The organism is Mycobacterium hackensackense (assembly GCF_025822555.1).
Classification (GTDB): domain Bacteria; phylum Actinomycetota; class Actinomycetes; order Mycobacteriales; family Mycobacteriaceae; genus Mycobacterium; species Mycobacterium fluoranthenivorans.
Map to the genome: position 1 here is coordinate 190034 of NZ_JACKUC010000053.1, position 14864 is coordinate 204897.

Sequence of the window (14864 nt, forward strand, 5' to 3'; positions counted from 1 at the left end):
CTCCTAGGGTTCGAGCGCGCCCCACGAAGGGTGTAATGATGCGCACAGGGCACCACTGCGCTGGGGCCACAGCAGGAAAGGAGTGCATCACGATGACGACCGACGACGAGGATATGCGGCTCAGGCACGCCGCAGGATCGGGCAATTGGGGGTTCCACGGCATGCCCGGCGGCTCACGAGTCCTAACCGAAGCAGAGGCGCAAGAGCGGAAGGCCCTGGTAGAGAAGGAGCTAGCTAGACGCGGGGCTCTCGTACCGGATCGTCGTCCAAGCGGCCATTGCGCCGACGCGTCGAGCGAGGACGCAGCTGGCGAGTGGCTGTTGTTCGAATGCGACGTCCTTGGCTGCAAGGCCGCATTCACCTCCGACGTGGATAAGGGACTTCAAGAACTGGTGGCTCGGGGATGGACCTCGACGAAGGACGGCCGTGACCTGTGTCCGCTACACCGCGGCGACAGCCCCTCGTAGCAGATCTCGACGGGACGCACGACGCCACGCCAGTTGAGGGTGATCTGGCGGTCGGTGACGGCGTAGGGCGTCCCGGCCGTGGCCGCAGCAACGGCATCCCGAAAGTCGTTCGTCACAGTCGATTCCCTCTCAACCCGCGTGTTGGAGCTCTTCGGGGGGGAGCTGACGTGCGTTTACTGGCGTCACCGCTACAGGCCGGTTGAGGGTCGGTTGCGCAAGACGTGGACGCGTTCTTTGGCGATGAGCGGGGCGTTTGCGGGGCCCTTTTCGTAGTCGTCGATGTACTTGGGCCGGCGTTGACTGTTGCGCGGTCCGCATGGCTGTTGGCGCCAATAGCCCTCGACCGAGATGCGGTGGTCGAGTTGCTTGCCGGTGCCGGCCGAGCGGCGGGCAGTTGAGCGGCGTCGGAGAAGCTCGACAATGGTGACCGCCGAGGTTGGCGGCGGTGATGCTTCCTGATCGGCGGTGTCGCTGTCGGGCGGTGGTGCTGGCGGCGTGGACTGACCGATGGTGCGGGTTTCGGTGACGTTTTCCTGGCCCATGAGAAGCCAGGCGGCGCCGAGGCCGCTCACGAATCGGTGCGACCCGGCAGCCTTCTGTACCTCGGCGGTGCGCGGTACGGCCGGATTGAGCATGACCGTGTGGCTGCCCCAAACCGGCGATGACACGCCGACCCGGTTGAGCATGGTGGCCGCCGAAGTGTCGCGGCTGCATGGCAGGAGTTGCATGAGACCGTCCGGGCGGGTCCACCACACGATGCCGTCCCACGGTAGCTCGGTGGTGTTGGCAGCTGCAGTGAGCGGCGTAGGGGAGTAGGCGCTGCCGGATCTGAGTGAGGCCTCGACGTGCTCCACCGACGGGGTGGCCCACGTCGTGGTGCCCGCGGACTTCGCCCAGCACAGGAACCCGGACGGCGCCGGGGCGGCGATGGCGGGTGTCCACTCGGGCAGGGTCTCCGCGGCGTGCATCACCGTGTCGACGGCGTCGCGCGACACCCAGTACAGCGTCGCGCTCCGGATAGCTGCGGCCTCCACTTTAAGAACCTCGGAAACCGATGCGATCTTCGCCTTCATCTGGACGATGCGTCTGCTCATCGCGATGAGCTGCGCTGGTGCCTGAGGGGGCAACTCGGCGTCGAGGGCGTCCCAGGAGTAGTCCGCGACCGCGTCGATGGCCCGACACCACTGGCGGCGGATGTCGGGCATGCTGGTCGCCGCCCACGGCACTGCTCCGCGTTTGCCCATCGTGTCCCCCTCCAGGTCGCTCTCCATTCTGCAATGCACTGCAGCTCGCGGGGTTCGCTGGGGCGACGCCCGCGCGCGACCTCTGATCGGGGGAGACCTCGAATTCCTGATCGACTACCTCAGTGTTACCACCTGGCCGCAGTGTGGGCCGTCGTCGCCCGCTACTTCCCCGACACATCTATCCCGCAACGACCGGTGCTTTTCGTCGAAGACCTGATCGGAGGCTAGCGTTCATCCGGTATATCCGGCATACGCGAGATGGCCGACCTCCTCGCGGGAGCGTATCGGGGTCCACTGCGCGGTACCCAACACGCTGGCCGCATGCAGTGCTTTGCGCCGCACCGGCAATGTGTGTGCCTGCTATTCTTGACAGAGCCTGCTCTCGCAGCGGCTCCCTAGTCACCTCGACCACGCCGAGAGTTCCTCTAGGGCAACGCCCCTCGGGCGATGCGACAGATTCCTTCCATTCGACGGTCGGCCAACGGGCGTGCGTGGCGCCCAACGTGACGTTGGTCGGGACTTTCGACGGGAGAACAGAAAAGATGCCAGAACGCCGGAACAACGCGGCCAAGGCCGCAGCTCGCGAGATGCAAAGCCGCACCGGCATGAGCTACCGCCAGGCGCTATCGGCCACAACACGCTCAAACACAGTCGCGGACACCGAAGTCACTCTCGAAGAACTCATCGGCCCCTACATCGGTCATACCTCCTCGAGGGTATGGGGCCTGATCGAAAAGCTCCCGGAGGGTTCGGGTTTGGCGATAACCAGAGCGGCTAGCCTCTCGGGACCCCATGACCATTTTCGGCAGGAGCTCGTCGACGCGCTCGTCGCTGCCCTGCGGCGCAAGCATCTCCTGATCCATCTACTCGTAGGCGATACCGGCCTTTGCCGACGTGCAGCGATCAACTACCCAGGACTGCGGACCGCGGGCATTGAACTGCGACCAGGTTCATGAGTCGGGGAGGATTTGCCGTAAGGTGACGGGGCGTCGATTCGCGTCCTTCGCAGCGGCGGCCACACCCTCGGCCCCGCATTTCACCGCTGGAAGATCTAGCCTGGTCGCTGACCCATGCTGTGTGAAGGCCCGCCAGCTTGCCCGGCCGAACGCCGTCAGACGATCGGCACCTCGACGGTTCTGTCGCGACACCCGGCGAGTGCTGCACGCGCATCGTCGAGGTAGGTGTAGGCAGTCGACCGGCCGAAGAACGACGGGTATCCGGGCACGCGCGAGCAGCCGATCCGCGACCAATCCGGATCCGGCGGGGCAACGGAGGCCAGGGCCCGCGGGGTGGTGGCACTGGCTCGTCTCTGGTGCGGATCGGCCGGCATCAGCACCACACCCGCGCTGGTCGGCAACATCGTATGAATGACCTCGGCAAGGGCCCACGCCCGCAGATCGGGATCAGCGATCGCCACCTGCGCGCCCAGAACCAACAGGGCCACGCTGATCGGCATCCCGGCGGTGAAGTCGTCGTTCTCGTCGAGATCTGCGCCGAGCCAGGAGTCGGTGAACAGCACGGCGAAGTCGCCCGCACGCTCGCCAAAGTGCGGCAGGACATCCCCGACCGGCTCATAACCCAGCCGCAGGACGAGGAACTCGACGCTGCCGACCACGACATCGGGGGCCTGGCCGCGCGCGTCGAGAGCCGACATGCAGATGTCGGCACGCCAGTCCAAGCAGCTCGACACCGTGCAGACACTGTCCACGCTCTCGTAGTGCACCCGAGGAACGCCCAGCTCGATCGTGCTCAGGCCACAGCTGCGGGGAAAGTAATGCTGGGGGTTGCTGAGAAAGGTGCGAAGTGCGATCGCGTTCACACGTGTCTCCTTTCCTACCTGAATATCATCGCTAGATGGTGCCGACGCGTGATCGCGACGACGAAGCCGACGCCGACCACGCGGGCCGCGACCCGCAGCATGTAGCGGCGGTAACTGCCGCTCTGGATCGAGTGATGGCCGAGGAAAAGGAGGTCCTGCGCCTCTTGAAGGACACGTGATCGAGTATCTCGACTTCGACGACCTGCACCAGGTCGCGCTCCGTGCGGTCGGCGATGCGTACACGGTGCGTGACGACGATCTTCTCGAGTCTGCACTGGGACGTCCCCACGCAACGGTGTTCGGCGCCGACGCCTACCCCGACCTGTATGGCAAGGCCGCGGCCCTCATGCATTCGCTGGCGAAGAATCACCCTCTCGCCGACGGCAACAAGCGGTTGTGTTGGACCGCATGCCGAACTTTCCTCGCCTTGAACGGAATACACGTGAAGGCCACGATCGAGGATCGATTCTCTTTCGTGGTGGCCGTGGCTGCCGGCCAGGTTTCCGACGTTGCGGCCATCGCTGCCCAGCTGCGAGCCTGGAGCGTCTAACCAGCGAGGTGGCCCGCCCGGGCCGATCGGCGATCGCCACGTGTCCGCTGGAAAAGCTGCCCCTTTCATGTGTCGATTCCAGCCAGCAGTGCTGGGGTGCGCGATCCTGCCATGGCGCGCCGGGTTGGCGCGATCAACGCAGGGGGCAGGAACGTGATTGGCGCGCAGCGACCGTGGTGGGCCGGCGTGGCGTTGGCGGTGGCCATCGGCATTTCGGCGACTCTGATGGCGTGGCATGTTCGACATGGAGGGCCGCTGACCGCTACGGCTTTGCCGATATCGGCGATCACGCTGGGCGCTACAGCTGTTGTCCGTCGCCGACGCGCAACGGAATCGGCGATCGGCGCCGAGCACCGTCGGCGCTGTGCACCGCAGAGACAGGAATCATCAACGGGTTCCACCCCGATGGCGGGCTCCCGCGCCCCCGGCCCGGCCGCCGCCTGTCCCAGCCGTGAACAGGTCGGGCCCAGCTGATGGTCACGGTGGCCGAACTGGTGAACGAGAGCGGGAACGTCTGGTTGTTGACTCGGATGCCCGACGGCTCTCTGCTTGCGCGCATTGAAGGGCGGGCAGAGCGGGTGCTCGGGCCGGCCGCTGCGTGCCTGGTGGCTGATCACGGTTTCAAGGTGGGCTGGTGGAGCGAGCGCGATCCGGGACGCTATGTGTATCAGGTCGATGACTGAGAGCAGGCATCGCCGGCGATGGCCACTTGTTAGTGGCAAGCCATAAATCTACGATGGGGCAGATGAGCGGCAGCCAGCACAAAGACCCGGCGATGACCGTTCGCGTCCCCCCCGGCCTCAAGGGCGACGCTCGACACACACTCGCGGGCCGTGGCCTCGAACTGCAGGCCTTCGTCGTCGCCTGCCTCACCGCCTTGCGCGCCGAACCGGAACAGGTCTTGGCGGTTGTCGAACCCTATTGGCCCGACCCCAAGCCCCGCGGACGGCCGCGACGCGACGAGCCGCCCGTTCCTCCGCACTGAGCAAGGCCGCCGACCGTCGCGCTATCTGACGAGGCGCGACAGAAAATCGCCTACGACACGTACCGGCTGCGTCCCTATCGGCGCGTGATGCAACACCATGTGAAACGCCAAAGAGATCGTCGGCGTTTCTAGGAGGCTCATGATGACGATGACACGCAGCACACCGGTCGGAGTGGGACTGCCGCCACCACGGCCTGACGGGACTCTGCACGACGCGATCGCTATGGGCGACCAAGCGGCCATCCGGTCCTGGGCCCTGTACTACGAGTACGAAAACAGCGTGGGCATGAATAGTGTGCTCGGTCTCTGCAGGACGGTCGAGGACATCGGCTACGTACTGACCGGAAAGCGCTTCGATGAAGCCGAGAGCGTGTGGAACGTCGTCGCACGCCTGGCCCGTCAACAGGGATTCTCCGCGCGCGTCGACGAAGTCGAGGCGTCATACACCCACGGCGGCTGAAGTGAACACCATGGCCATTTCTAATTCCCTGCAGGACAGACGATTCCGGATGGATCGTTGACGATGGCCTACGAGAACAAGTTCGTGGAACTGAACGTCGTGGAAGCGGCCCTAGCCGAGGACGAGGATGGCGTAGACGAGCTGTTGGAGACGATGCTCGCAGGCGAGCGCCGGGCCTTGAGGCGCGGCCTGCGTGCCGTGATCGACGCCATCGACGTCCTCGGCGACTGAACGTCCTCGCCATCGAGTTTGCGCCAAGAGACACCGGCGCACTGAGTCCGACTCTAACGCACTGAGAGGAACGGAGCCTCATGGGTTTCAATACAGTGGTGGTCATCCGCAACGATGGTTTGGCCGAGATCGGCACGCATGCCGAGGAATTCGTCACTGGGGTCCAGGATCGGTTGACCGCCGGCGGTGAGATCGCCGTGGGATCGCACGCCAACGTCGCCACGGTCCATCCCACCGATCATGCCGACGCCGTGGTGCTCATCGCTGTCGGCGGCAACTACTCCACGAAGGTCTACACCGGTGCCTACACCGGTCCGCACCATACCGAGGACGGTGCGGTTGTCCTGCTGCGGCAATGGGCCGAATCTCTGGGCTACTGCTTGACCCGGCCGTGACGACCGCGATCCAACAGCGACACCAAGGTAGCGAGATGACTGGTGAGCAGCTCGGTTTCGAACTGTGGCCGCGCACCCACGACCTCCCGCCGCGCTGGGACGGAATGCCTGTCGATTGGGGCACGTGGTCGCCGTCGAAGGGCATCAGACTATGTGGGCGAACTGCACGATCGGTGCATCGGTGCACACAGTGCGGGAGCACGTCCCTGCCGGTGACGAGCACCGGCCGAGTGTGGGAGTGGGACGAATCCGATCCGGATCCGGCAGTGTCCTCCTTCGATGCGTCTGGGCCGCAGGCCAATACGCGTCGTCTCGCGCTCATCCTTATTGCCTTCCGATGCCCATCGTGTCGACACGACTGGGTGCTCGATATCGATGGGCAGGCATGGGATCTCGACGACACCGACTACACCGACGTCGGCTCCTGGCCGTCGCCGCCTACATCCGAACAGAGTTGTCGTAAAACCATTGGCTGGCAGGGAAAGCGGGAGGAACCATGAGTGCTCTATCGGATGCCGTCCATGACCTGGACGCCGCCTTGGAACACGCCGAACGTGTGCAAGATGGCGGGCACGCCGACATCAGCGACGCCCTGCGGGACCTGATAGCCGCTTCGCGTCGTGTCGTCGACAATTGGGACAACTGCTGATCACAACAAGCGTGACGACACCCGCCCCGCCCGCCGTGAAATGGAATGGCCCCCAAAAGGATCAGTCGACCCATCAAAGAAAGCTGACATCATGCGGATTGAAATCTACATCGACTCCGAAGACGAGCGTGCCAACGCCGTAGCTGCCGCCCACGTCGTGCAAAACCATCCGGAACTGTCCGACGCCGACGAGATCAGCATCATCGCGGTCCACCACGACAACGAAGTGGCGACCGTTTACTAAAGGCCATCTGGGGTTCCGGTCCCGGACCAGGTGAGCTTTAGTCGGTGCTCTCGCCGGGCGCCTGGCCCTCGGCGCCAAGATCACTCGGTTCCCGAAGTGAGCAGGCGCTAGTTCGTCGTGAGTGGGCGCGCTTTCGGGGCTAAGCACGCCGACGAGGCACGTTGTCCCATTTGTCGGTAGCCAGGACGATGCTGGCGGCATGAACACCAACCGGGGCTTCGTTGTCATCGACGTCGAGACTTCGGGCTTTGACCCAGCCACCGCCCGAATGCTCAGTGTGGCCGCCCTGACGCTCAGTCCAACCTGCGTCGTCGAACATTCGATGTACACGCTGCTCGATCCCGGCGTCGACCCGGGCCCGACCCATGTGCACGGTCTGACTGCCGCCATGCTGGCTGGTCAGCCTCGATACGCTGACGTTGCCGCCCAGCTCGCGTCGTTGATGAGCGGCCGCACCCTAGTCGCCCACAACGTCGCCTTCGACTACGGGTTCCTGGCCGCCGAAAGCCACCGCTGCGGTGCCACGTTGCCCGTCACCGAGGTGCTATGCAGCCTCGAACTCGCTGGTCTCCTCGGCCTCGGACTCGACAGCCTCAGCCTCGCTTCGCTGGCCGCCCATTGGAACGTCCCGCAGGCCCGTCCCCACGATGCGCTCGACGACGCCCGAGTCTTGGCTGCAATCCTGCCGTCGGCAATCAGTTGCGCCGCTGCGCGGCGGACGAAGTTGCCTATCCGCCACCCCTCGACGTTGCCGTTACCTCAACAGCGGTATCCGGCTTGCGCATAACGATCGACGTGGCACTGTCCCGTGTGTTGTCGTAGCCGGCATCTGGTCAGCGCGTCAGATCCAGAATGCTGCAGTGGTCCCGAAGGGGGGCGCTGTCGTCGGCGAGGCCGACCACCTTCGTGTGCCCGCGCACAGCGGTATAGCGCACGTGGTAGTGGCCGTGGAACAACACCGCCGGCTGCGTCTGCTCGACGACATGACCGACCTGCTGACGGTGCCGCTGCGCGGCGGCTGCCTCGGACGCGGGGACGGAGTCAGCAGGCCACAGCCCAGGGATGTCAACGCCATCGGGCGCGTCGTGCGCGATGATCGCGTCAACGGGACCCGCGCCCACCGCTCGCGCAACGTCGGCGTCGGTCAAATGCTCGTCGGGCCACCACGAGACCCCTTCGCGGCGGTCGCGCCGATCGATCGAATGGGCGCCGCCGAGCGCCATCCAGGTCGCTCCGTGCCACACCCACCGTAGCGTCCTCGGTAAGTGATAGACCCGTCGAGCGACCTGCCGGAGGCCGGTCTCGCGGTCGATCGGGAGGCGGAGCAGCTCGGGGAAGTCCTCGTGATTGCCGTCGAGGAAGAAGAGATCGACGTCTTCTTGAACACATCTTCGTGACACGGCGTCGAGAAACGCTTCACCCCAGCCGTTCTCGGTCGCGAAGCCGAAGTCGCCGAGTTGCAGGACCACACGGATGCCCCGGCTGCTGGCCAGGCGGAGGACCTCGCATGCGCGGCCGGTATTGGCGTCCCAGTCGCCGGCAAGTACTACTGCCGACGGTTCGGGCGATAGCAACGAGTTAGGTGGCATCCGACCACGGTGTTGCACGACGACGGTGGTGAGCAACCCGTTTTGCGTCGATTCCCGTCGAGTCCCCGGGCGGACCTGGCCGACATTCCGATCGCTGGCAAAAGAAAGCGGCTCCGACACGGTGACCTTCACACGCGGGCGGGAACGGCCGGTGCACGATGCGCTTGTCGGTACTTGAGCGTGCCGACCGACTCGGAGGGAACGACGATGACAGCAGCGACCGGTACCGTCGCCGACGATGCACAGACCGCGATCGTGGACCTGCTCGGGGTCCGCGGTGTGCCGTTGGGCACCGTCCTGAGGGAGCTGGCTGGCCGAGGCTTCTCCCGCAGCTCCGCGGACGCCGGCGTCCGGACGCTGATTCGGCGCGGTGTGATCGTCATGACCGACGACCGACACCTGCGCCTGCCCTCCGAGCTGCCCGTCAACGAGGCCCATGCGGAGCGGTGCGGTGGGTGACATCTTGGGCCCCGGAAACGATCCGCCGGATCTCGGCGAGAGCGTCGGCTACAGCGACAGGTTCGAAGTGCGCCGCCATCCCGGCCACGGCGACCCCGCAGGCCCCGGTGAGCCGCTGACGGCGCACTACACGGAACGGGACGCGCAGCGCCATTTGGACCGGCTTGCAGACGTCGTCACCGGCCGCGGCGGACAGGCCACCGTCGACGGGCCGCGGTTGCTCGTGGTGGAAGCCGAGGGCACCCACCACAGCTACAGCATCCACCGGTGCTGATTGCAATGTCGGCACATCCCAGCCTCGTCGATCTGGCCGTGAGCTCGAAGTCGCGCAACACCCGACCGGCCGACCAGCACGCAGGTGTTTGCCGGTGTTTCCCTACTGAGTGGATGTCGGTGCCCAGCAGGACAATGGCTACGTGAGCGAGCCCGCAGAATCGACCCCGCACCACGTCGTGCAGAAGCCGCGGAAGCGGAACGGCAACGCGCAGGTATCCGACTTCACCATGATGGTGAAGGTTCCGGGCCGCCCCCAGGCGATCCGCGTCTTCACCGCCACCGAGGACGCCGAAGCCCACCAATACGCGAACGACACGGGCGGAACTGTCGTGCCTCTGCCTCTTTCGCCACCGGACGGGTACGGCGTCGGTCCCAACGGACACCTCATTCCCGAGCCAACCGCGCCGCGCGCCGGCATGGCTGCACGCGGGCCGGCCGATGTCGCCCAGGACTGACCCGCGCCTGCAAGGCCTCACACCCGGATGGCGCTCGGGTTAGCGCGACAGGCGCCGCAGATCCTCCAGTGCCGCGCCCAGGTCCTTGATCAGCTGCTCGGCGGCTGCCAAGCCCAACGGCTCCTCAGCATCGACGTTGATCGCGAGGTCATAGAGGGTGCCATCGGCGCGCTGGAAGCCGGCCAGCCGCACGGTCGCGTCTTCGCCGCGCGGTGTGCTCTGGAAATAGCGGAACCGGCCACCGTTCTCCGCGGGCTCCCACGGATCAACCCGTTCGGTCGTCACCGGCAGCAGAACAGCAGGGGTGTCATCATCGTCCACAAGGCCGCAACCTACCGCCTCGACATCGCTCGGCTTTGTGCGACGTCCCCGAGATCAGTCGCCGACCTCGATCGGCGCGCTCTTGAAGAACGGCCGGTGAGCGGCACCATCGCCTAGGCGACCGCAGGCTGAGTCGGGACGCCGGCGGGTAGGGCAGACACCGACCGACGGCCAGCGGCCAGTAGCGTACGACGTGTGTTTAAGGCGCTCGGCACGTCGATGCACGGCGGCGCAATGTGCCACTCATGAGCGGACAGCTCACACCGCCGCAGCTGGGCCACGAATGCCTGGAGTGGGCGAAGGTAGCGGGCTACAAAAGTGAGGTCGACGCCGCCTCGACGCGACTTGTCCCGGCGTCTGGGGAGGGGACGCGGTATCTGATCGAGTGGCGCCGCGATCGCCTTCGGCTGACGGAGTACCTGCCCAGCGCGACCGACACCGATGAGGTCGTGCTCTACGCGGCGACGATACCGGTGCTCGAGACATTCCTGATGGGGGTGTTCGGTGACGACGTCCGCGACACGCTCGCGCTGCCCTTTCTCGAGTTGCCCTGGTCAGCTGACCAGCTCGCCGATGGGTTCGAGCTGATCACGTCGCGGCCAGGATCGCTGACCCTGGTGCGCAGCGGCCACGGTCCATTGGCCGGCGCCCGCGCCGGTGTCGAAGGATTAGTCAAGCTGGTGCCGTTATCGCATCTGCTGCGTTGGGACCTCGCGTCGGTGAAGGCGTCCTTTCTGGATCCGGGTGGTCGGCCCCTGCTCGCAGAGAGCCGGTACACCCGCTGAACAATCGCCACGCGGCATGAACCCGCCGCGGTAGCGAGAAATGCGGCGGTCAATCGCGGCGATCCATCTTCTCGTCGGCTGGCGCTCGTACAGTCCCGTCATGCCCGAACTGAAACCCACTGCCGAGCAGCTGCAGATCGTCGAGGCCGCCCGCCGCGGTGCCAACCTCGTCATTCAGGCCGGCGCAGGAACGGGTAAGACCAGCACGTTGAAAATGGTCGCCCGGGCCCGCAGCGACCGGTCGCTCTACATCGCATACAACCGGTCGATCGCGCAGGAGGCCGGACGCAGCTTCCCCACCCATGTCACCTGCCGCACAGCGCATTCCCTGGCGTTCGCGGCAGTGGGCAAACGGTTCGCACACCGACTCAACGGCCCGCGTGAACTTCCCTCACGGCGCGCCGAGATCCTGAGAACGACGTTTCTCGATCTGGGCCCACAGCTGACGATCTCGCCGGTGCAGATGGCTCGCATCGCCGTGGAGACGGTGACGCGATTCTGCTACTCCGCCGAGGACGACATCACCACCGAACACGTCCCGCACCAACACGGTGTGTTCGGGTCTGCGCACGCAGCTTTGGCGGCCGCCGTGGTGCCGTACGCGCGCCGCGCGTGGGCCGACGTCAACGACGCGGATGGTGCGCTGAAGTTTCAACACGACCACTACCTGAAGATGTGGGCCCTCACGCGCCCCTTGCTGCCCGTTGACGTGGTGATGCTCGATGAAGCGCAGGACTCCAATCCCGTTGTCGCGCAGCTGGTACACCAGCAAGTCCACGCCCAGCGCATCGCAGTGGGTGATAGCAACCAGTCGATGTACGAGTGGCGCGGTGCCTGTGATGCGTTGGGTAGCTGGGACGCCGATGAAGTGCTCTACTTATCGCGGTCGTGGAGGTTCGGGCACGTCATCGCCGATGAAGCCAACCGATGGTTACAGCAGATCGACACACCCTTGCGGTTGCTGGGCAACCCGGCGATCCGATCGCACATCGGCGCGCTGAACCGACCCTCGGCGATCCTGTGCCGCACCAACGCCGAAGCGGTACGCAACGTTCTGTCGTTGCTTGCCCAGGGGCAGAAGGTCGCCCTGGCTGGCGGTGGCACGGAGATCAAGCGGCTCGCTGAGGCCGCCCAGGAGTTGCAGGCCGGGCGCAGGACCAGCCACCCTGAGTTGTACGTGTTCCCAACATGGGCCGCTTTGCAGGAATACGTTGAAGGGGACGACGCCGGCCGGGACCTCAAACCGTTCGTGGATCTGATCGACGCACACGGGGCGGACAACATCATCGCAGCCGTGGATTCACTGGTCGACGAGAAGCGTTGTGACACAACCGTGAGTACCGCGCACAAGTCCAAGGGCCGCGAATGGGACTCGGTGTCGATCGCCACCGACTTCGCCGAACCCATCGGCCGCGGTGAGATCCCCAAGAACGACGCGATGCTCGGCTACGTCGCGGTGACGCGCGCGCGCCGTCAGCTGGACCGGACCGGACTGGCGTGGATCGACAAGTACACCCGACCATGCAGGCGAACCGGCGTCAGCGGCCCACTTGCGAGCTAGTGAGCCGGCTCCGGCGAATCGCTGCTACCGCAGCTTGATGCGCGTAAAGCGATGTTGCGGAGCGCCGTTGAACCAAACGATATGCCGGGGTGCGCCGCCCTTGAGAAGCTTCGGCAAACACACCACAAGCGAATCCGATCTGGGGGGAGAGTCATCGTGGCACTGACCGCGGATGACATGCACTGGTACGCCGTCGGTCGTTACCACCTCGACGGGACCATACCCATGGACACTGTCCTCGCCGAGCTGGAGGCGGCCGGGGATGTAATCGACGTGGATGAAGACGGTGGCCACGCCATGCTCAGCCTCGATAAGACGTTTCTGTCGACCGCGAAGAACATGTGGGAGCTGAAGGGCGACGCCCGCTACGCCTTGCCGCGACCCCAAGGCTGCGAAAGGCCTGTGGAGGTCATCAACGTCACGCGCAAATCCGACATGCACGTCTTCGACTTCTAGTCACTGTTCGACCCTTGATGAACCCGACGCAGTGGGCAGTGTCGGCCGAGCAATGATCTGCCAGGTTCAGGAGTGAGTCGTCCACCAGGAGTAGAGACCGCCGAGTGAGGTTGTCGGCAGTTCGCCTGTTATCTCGGCCAGCAGGAGGTCCCGCGTGCTGGTCCAGGCGATGATCGGCGTGTGGGACGTGTTTAGGGCGCACAGCAGATCCCCGGCTGATTGCTGGGGTGCGCTGTTTCGGCGCCACGGGCCTGGGCTCTGAATGTTGCCCGGGCACACAACCACGGAATTGGCAGCCGCCGTTTCGGTGAACGCGGTGCGCAGGGCGACAGCGTCGCCGAACAGTGAGAAGGTTGCCGACTGTGGTCCGCCGGGGTCGGTGTTGGCAGCGCATCGGATCGTGGCCGTCGCGTTGCCTTCGGGATCGACCGCTGTGCACGCTGAGGGCTCGTAACCGGGCGGCAGCAGGGCGCGCAGTTTGGTCTCCGCTGCGTCATCACGCTGGCGGGGTCCACTGCTGGTGCTGGCAGTGCCGCCCCGGTCGTCCTCGTCGCCGCCGTCGGTGGTGCTGACGACCACCGTGACGATCGCTCCTGTAATCACCACAACGGCTGCGATCGCCAGGGCGAGGCGAGTGCGCCGGCTCCCCGACGGACGGGCCGGGGTAAACGGGGATGCCTGCCTGGTGAAGCGGTCCTCCCGGCGGGTCGGTGGCTGGTCGTAGCCCGACTCCGGGGGCTGCGGATGAGTCGCCCCGATCGTCTCCGCTGGCGGCCGGCTGACCTGGGAGTCCCACTCGGAGTTGACGGACGGCACGCTTTCGGGCTGGGGTGTCGTCGAGGAGGCAGCGGTCCATGAGAACGGCGTGAATGGTGATGCCGGTGGCAGCGGAATAGGTGCGGTTTCCGGTGCGTCGACGTCATCTCCGGCGAAGTCGGCACCATCGAAAGCACCCCCCGCAGCGTCCCCGCCCGTCACAGCGTCACCCCCAACCGACTCATCGACATTCTCACCTGCTCATCGAGGTTAAACGGCTGGGGTGCCGTCCTGGAGTAACGCCACGTCGTGCGTGTGTGTAGCTGAAGGCCCCGCGCGTTGGGCACAAAGTCGTGCCGACACGCCCGACATAGCCGACGGCGGCGCCCGGGGCCGCCACCATGGGAAAGACCTCGATTGCGATACAGGCCAGTCGGGGCCTCGGCGCCGTGATGAGCCCGGGGCTAGAGGCAGAAGACGAACAGTCATAGCAGCACAACTTGCGGCGTGGCCGACCGAAGGAGGCAAATCCATGTCGGTGATCTCGTGTCCGTGGACGCACTCGGATTTGGGTCCGTGTGTCTACGGGCGTGCGCACAAGGTCCCTTATCACACGGTCGACGTGTCGGACCCGCCGGTTGACCGTGGGACCTACACCTATCGGGAGGCCCGGTTTCGACACTTCGACTACAACGGCGTCGAAGTCCAGGTCGATGAGCACGGCCGAATCGTTGGTCGCGGGTGACTGCCGTGTCTAGGCCGTCTGCGATCGCACAGTGATTGATGAAGCGGGGAGGCAATGGGCGATCTCAAACTGACGGCCAACCAGGCATGGATGCTCGGCCAGGTTCAACGCGCTGGCTTTGATCCCGATGAGTGGTTTCGTCCGATGGACGTCGGCGGCCACGATGCCAATGATGTGTCGCCGCTGCTGGCGGCGCTATGTCGCAAGGGCTTGATCGAGCGGCGGCACCGCCCCGCGTCGACCGCCTATCTGTATCACTTGACACAGGCTGGCCGCGATCACATCGCTGATCGAGAGTCGTGATCGGGGGGTGGATGATCTGCCCGCAATGCGGTGGCGATGACTGTGGTGATCTCGACATCGCCAACCCCTTCGACGCGCCCCGCGTCGAGCGACCCGGACCGCACCTGGTCGTTC

At 65.5% G+C, this 14864-nt stretch carries 24 protein-coding genes; 18 read left to right on the top strand and 6 right to left on the bottom strand.

Annotated elements, in window-relative coordinates:
- Nucleotides 1–382 precede the first annotated feature (382 nt).
- Both H7J86_RS32865 and H7J86_RS32870 read right to left on the bottom strand, forming a co-directional pair.
- A complete protein-coding gene (locus H7J86_RS32865; protein WP_267296237.1) occupies nucleotides 383–583 on the bottom strand; it encodes a hypothetical protein in 201 nt (66 codons plus the stop codon).
- Between the two features lie 72 nt (nucleotides 584–655).
- Complete coding sequence (locus H7J86_RS32870) at nucleotides 656–1738, bottom strand: hypothetical protein (RefSeq protein ID WP_267296239.1); 1083 nt, start codon at nucleotides 1736–1738, stop codon at nucleotides 656–658.
- A 464-nt stretch (nucleotides 1739–2202) separates the two neighbouring features.
- Between H7J86_RS32870 and H7J86_RS32875 the strand changes: the two genes are divergently transcribed.
- Entirely contained in the window at nucleotides 2203–2667 is a 465-nt protein-coding gene (locus H7J86_RS32875; protein WP_267296241.1) for a hypothetical protein, read from the top strand.
- 155 nt (nucleotides 2668–2822) lie between these two features.
- Here H7J86_RS32875 and H7J86_RS32880 read toward each other — a convergent pair whose 3' ends face one another.
- Entirely contained in the window at nucleotides 2823–3530 is a 708-nt protein-coding gene (locus tag H7J86_RS32880; RefSeq protein ID WP_267296242.1) for a hypothetical protein, read from the bottom strand.
- 35 nt (nucleotides 3531–3565) lie between these two features.
- Between H7J86_RS32880 and H7J86_RS32885 the strand changes: the two genes are divergently transcribed.
- The 10 genes from H7J86_RS32885 to H7J86_RS32930 all read left to right on the top strand — a co-directional run bounded on the left by H7J86_RS32885 (nucleotide 3566) and on the right by H7J86_RS32930 (nucleotide 7831).
- A complete protein-coding gene (locus H7J86_RS32885) occupies nucleotides 3566–3709 on the top strand; it encodes a hypothetical protein (protein ID WP_267296243.1) in 144 nt (47 codons plus the stop codon).
- Nucleotides 3706–4080 (top strand): type II toxin-antitoxin system death-on-curing family toxin, encoded by a 375-nt coding sequence (locus tag H7J86_RS32890; RefSeq protein ID WP_267296245.1) that lies wholly within the window; start codon nucleotides 3706–3708, stop codon nucleotides 4078–4080. Before H7J86_RS32885 ends, H7J86_RS32890 begins: the two co-directional genes overlap by 4 nt.
- A 473-nt stretch (nucleotides 4081–4553) precedes the next feature.
- Nucleotides 4554–4763 carry a hypothetical protein gene (locus tag H7J86_RS32895; RefSeq protein ID WP_267296247.1) on the top strand — a complete coding sequence of 70 codons (210 nt, stop codon included), beginning with the start codon at nucleotides 4554–4556 and terminating at the stop codon, nucleotides 4761–4763.
- A gap of 62 nt (nucleotides 4764–4825) precedes the next feature.
- The gene (locus H7J86_RS32900) at nucleotides 4826–5065 is read left to right on the top strand and encodes a hypothetical protein (protein ID WP_267296249.1); all 240 of its coding nucleotides are present in this window, start codon (nucleotides 4826–4828) and stop codon (nucleotides 5063–5065) included.
- A 142-nt stretch (nucleotides 5066–5207) separates the two neighbouring features.
- The gene (locus H7J86_RS32905) at nucleotides 5208–5525 is read left to right on the top strand and encodes a hypothetical protein (RefSeq protein ID WP_267296250.1); all 318 of its coding nucleotides are present in this window, start codon (nucleotides 5208–5210) and stop codon (nucleotides 5523–5525) included.
- A gap of 63 nt (nucleotides 5526–5588) precedes the next feature.
- Nucleotides 5589–5756 carry a hypothetical protein gene (locus H7J86_RS32910; protein ID WP_267296252.1) on the top strand — a complete coding sequence of 56 codons (168 nt, stop codon included), beginning with the start codon at nucleotides 5589–5591 and terminating at the stop codon, nucleotides 5754–5756.
- Nucleotides 5757–5836: 80 nt separating this feature from the next.
- The gene (locus tag H7J86_RS32915; protein WP_267296254.1) at nucleotides 5837–6151 is read left to right on the top strand and encodes a hypothetical protein; all 315 of its coding nucleotides are present in this window, start codon (nucleotides 5837–5839) and stop codon (nucleotides 6149–6151) included.
- 496 nt (nucleotides 6152–6647) lie between these two features.
- A complete protein-coding gene (locus tag H7J86_RS32920; RefSeq protein ID WP_267296255.1) occupies nucleotides 6648–6800 on the top strand; it encodes a hypothetical protein in 153 nt (50 codons plus the stop codon).
- Nucleotides 6801–6891: 91 nt separating this feature from the next.
- Nucleotides 6892–7044 (top strand): hypothetical protein, encoded by a 153-nt coding sequence (locus H7J86_RS32925; RefSeq protein ID WP_267296256.1) that lies wholly within the window; start codon nucleotides 6892–6894, stop codon nucleotides 7042–7044.
- 199 nt (nucleotides 7045–7243) lie between these two features.
- A complete protein-coding gene (locus tag H7J86_RS32930) occupies nucleotides 7244–7831 on the top strand; it encodes an exonuclease domain-containing protein (RefSeq protein ID WP_267296257.1) in 588 nt (195 codons plus the stop codon).
- Between the two features lie 46 nt (nucleotides 7832–7877).
- Here H7J86_RS32930 and H7J86_RS32935 read toward each other — a convergent pair whose 3' ends face one another.
- Nucleotides 7878–8765 carry a metallophosphoesterase gene (locus tag H7J86_RS32935; protein ID WP_267296259.1) on the bottom strand — a complete coding sequence of 296 codons (888 nt, stop codon included), beginning with the start codon at nucleotides 8763–8765 and terminating at the stop codon, nucleotides 7878–7880.
- 75 nt (nucleotides 8766–8840) lie between these two features.
- On the opposite strand from H7J86_RS32935, the gene H7J86_RS32940 reads away from it, so the two are divergent.
- The 3 genes from H7J86_RS32940 to H7J86_RS32950 all read left to right on the top strand — a co-directional run bounded on the left by H7J86_RS32940 (nucleotide 8841) and on the right by H7J86_RS32950 (nucleotide 9823).
- Nucleotides 8841–9092 (top strand): hypothetical protein, encoded by a 252-nt coding sequence (locus tag H7J86_RS32940; RefSeq protein ID WP_267296261.1) that lies wholly within the window; start codon nucleotides 8841–8843, stop codon nucleotides 9090–9092.
- Nucleotides 9085–9366 (top strand): hypothetical protein, encoded by a 282-nt coding sequence (locus H7J86_RS32945; RefSeq protein WP_267296263.1) that lies wholly within the window; start codon nucleotides 9085–9087, stop codon nucleotides 9364–9366. Before H7J86_RS32940 ends, H7J86_RS32945 begins: the two co-directional genes overlap by 8 nt.
- Before the next feature lie 142 nt (nucleotides 9367–9508).
- Nucleotides 9509–9823, top strand: a complete 315-nt coding sequence (locus H7J86_RS32950) for a hypothetical protein (protein ID WP_267296264.1) — start codon at nucleotides 9509–9511, stop codon at nucleotides 9821–9823.
- A gap of 39 nt (nucleotides 9824–9862) precedes the next feature.
- On the opposite strand, the gene H7J86_RS32955 is transcribed toward H7J86_RS32950, so the two are convergent.
- Complete coding sequence (locus H7J86_RS32955; RefSeq protein WP_267296265.1) at nucleotides 9863–10144, bottom strand: hypothetical protein; 282 nt, start codon at nucleotides 10142–10144, stop codon at nucleotides 9863–9865.
- Between the two features lie 245 nt (nucleotides 10145–10389).
- Between H7J86_RS32955 and H7J86_RS32960 the strand changes: the two genes are divergently transcribed.
- The 3 genes from H7J86_RS32960 to H7J86_RS32970 all read left to right on the top strand — a co-directional run bounded on the left by H7J86_RS32960 (nucleotide 10390) and on the right by H7J86_RS32970 (nucleotide 12946).
- Nucleotides 10390–10929, top strand: a complete 540-nt coding sequence (locus tag H7J86_RS32960; protein WP_267296266.1) for an Imm61 family immunity protein — start codon at nucleotides 10390–10392, stop codon at nucleotides 10927–10929.
- Nucleotides 10930–11029: 100 nt separating this feature from the next.
- Nucleotides 11030–12490, top strand: a complete 1461-nt coding sequence (locus tag H7J86_RS32965) for a UvrD-helicase domain-containing protein (RefSeq protein WP_267296268.1) — start codon at nucleotides 11030–11032, stop codon at nucleotides 12488–12490.
- A gap of 156 nt (nucleotides 12491–12646) precedes the next feature.
- Nucleotides 12647–12946 (top strand): hypothetical protein, encoded by a 300-nt coding sequence (locus H7J86_RS32970; RefSeq protein ID WP_267296270.1) that lies wholly within the window; start codon nucleotides 12647–12649, stop codon nucleotides 12944–12946.
- A gap of 66 nt (nucleotides 12947–13012) precedes the next feature.
- Here the strand turns inward: H7J86_RS32970 and H7J86_RS32975 are convergent, their stop codons facing one another.
- Entirely contained in the window at nucleotides 13013–13762 is a 750-nt protein-coding gene (locus H7J86_RS32975) for a hypothetical protein (protein WP_267296272.1), read from the bottom strand.
- A gap of 739 nt (nucleotides 13763–14501) precedes the next feature.
- Between H7J86_RS32975 and H7J86_RS32980 the strand changes: the two genes are divergently transcribed.
- The gene (locus H7J86_RS32980) at nucleotides 14502–14750 is read left to right on the top strand and encodes a winged helix DNA-binding protein (protein ID WP_267296274.1); all 249 of its coding nucleotides are present in this window, start codon (nucleotides 14502–14504) and stop codon (nucleotides 14748–14750) included.
- Nucleotides 14751–14864 lie beyond the last annotated feature (114 nt).